The organism is Mycobacterium sp. (assembly GCF_049802695.1).
In the GTDB taxonomy this organism is placed as follows: domain Bacteria; phylum Actinomycetota; class Actinomycetes; order Mycobacteriales; family Mycobacteriaceae; genus Mycobacterium.
Map to the genome: position 1 here is coordinate 1 of NZ_JBARMY010000185.1, position 1,825 is coordinate 1,825.

A 1,825-nucleotide genomic window follows, 5' to 3' on the forward strand; every position below is an offset into this window, starting at 1 on the left:
GCCCAACCCGGTGGTTGACCCTGCCGACCTGGCGGCGGTGGCAGGGCAGCTGGGACGCGAGCCCCGCGGGGTGCTCAGGATCGCCTACCGTTGTCCGAACGGTGAGCCCGGCGTCGTGCAGACCACCCCGAGATTGGTTGACGGCACGCCTTTTCCGACGTTGTACTATCTCACGCATCCTGTCTTGACCGGTGCGGCAAGCAGATTGGAGTCGTCGGGCATGATGCGGAAGATGACTGAGCGGCTGCAAGCCGACGCCGAACTGGCTGCCGCCTACCGGCGGGCTCACGAATCCTATCTGGCCGAGCGTGACGCGATCGAGCCGCTCGACACCCCAGTTTCAGCCGGCGGTATGCCCGATCGGGTCAAATGCCTGCACGTGCTGATTGCGCACTCGTTGGCCAAGGGTCGCGGAGTCAATCCGCTGGGAGACGAAGCGCTGGCGGTGCTGGCCGTTGACCCTTCGATGGTCGGAATTTTGCTGCCGGGACAGTGGACATGAGCGGTGCCAGTCGCGTCGGGGCCATCGATTGCGGAACCAACTCGATCCGGTTGCTGATCGCCGAGCCGTCGAACGGGCGACTGCGGGACGTGCATCGCGAGATGCGAATTGTGCGACTGGGTCAAGGGGTGGACGCCACCGGTCAGTTCGCGCCCGAGGCACTGAACCGCACCCGCGCGGCGCTTGTTGAATACGCCGGTTTGCTCAAACAGCACCATGTCCATCGGATCCGGATGGTTGCCACGTCCGCCACCCGCGACGCCGCGAATCGTGATGTGTTCTTTGCCATGACGGCCGAGGCGTTGGGTGGTGGTTACCCCGGTGCTATCGCCGAGGTGATTACCGGCGCTGAAGAAGCCGAGCTGTCCTTCTGCGGTGCGGTGGCCGAAATGGAGGCTGCGGAAGCACCTTTCGTGATCGTCGACCTCGGTGGTGGGTCGACCGAAGTCGTTCTGGGCGACAACGCTGTGCAGGAAAGCTTTTCGGCCGACATCGGTTGTGTCCGGCTCACCGAGCGTTGTCTGCATTCGGACCCGCCCACCGCAGAACAGGTGGCCAGCGCTCGTGAAGTGGTGCGGGAACGGCTCGGGGCGGCTTTGGCCGTGGTTCCCGTCGAACGAGCCCGGACCTGGGTGGGGGTTGCCGGGACGATGACGACATTGTCGGCGCTGGCGCAAAGCCTGACAGCGTACGACCCTGCGGCAATTCACCTTTCGCGCGTTCCGAGCGATCAGCTATTGGCGACCTGCGAGCAGGTGATCAGCATGACGCGAACGCAGCGCGCCGAGCTGGGGCCGATGCATGAGGGGCGGGTGGACGTGATCGGGGCGGGAGCGATCATCGTCGAGGAGTTGGCGCAGGCACTGGCCGACCGTGCAGGTATTAGTGAACTGGTCGTCAGCGAGCACGACATCTTGGACGGCATCGCGATGTCCATCGCCGGTTAATCGCACGGTTCATCGCCCGAGCAAGCGATTCTTCTGCTCGGTGAACTCCTGCTCGGTCAGCCTGCCCTCGTCGCGCATCTTGGCGATCTCGCGAATGCGGGCCGCGACTCCGGTGAGCACGGTCCGAGGCGCCGGCCGTGACCCGTCGCCTTGAGCGTCCGCCGCCGCGGCGGCCCGGGCCGGCACACGTTGACCGATCTTCGTTCTGTCGCCTTCGGCGCCGCCGCCTGGTTTGCCCGCCAAGCCCGAGCCTGCCATTCCCGCAAGGCCGAGTTCGCTGAACATGCTTCCCGAGGAACCTTCCATCGCCTCCGCGGCGGTGGCGCCCGCGCTGGTGGCGGACAGCTCCAGCGCGACGGGGCGCACCGCCCCCGGT

General features: G+C 66.1%; 3 protein-coding genes. 2 read left to right on the forward strand and 1 reads right to left on the reverse strand.

The annotated features are described in order from the left end of the window. The first annotated feature begins 10 nt into the window (after nucleotides 1–10). The gene (locus tag WA317_RS07465) at nucleotides 11–502 is read left to right on the forward strand and encodes a DUF501 domain-containing protein (protein WP_425172430.1); all 492 of its coding nucleotides are present in this window, start codon (nucleotides 11–13) and stop codon (nucleotides 500–502) included. Further along, entirely contained in the window at nucleotides 499–1,449 is a 951-nt protein-coding gene (locus WA317_RS07470) for an exopolyphosphatase (protein WP_425172428.1), read from the forward strand. Before WA317_RS07465 ends, WA317_RS07470 begins: the two co-directional genes overlap by 4 nt. A 9-nt stretch (nucleotides 1,450–1,458) precedes the next feature. Here WA317_RS07470 and WA317_RS07475 read toward each other — a convergent pair. Next, on the reverse strand, nucleotides 1,459–1,825 hold a 367-nt coding region (locus WA317_RS07475; RefSeq protein WP_425172429.1), incomplete at its 5' end, for an SHOCT domain-containing protein.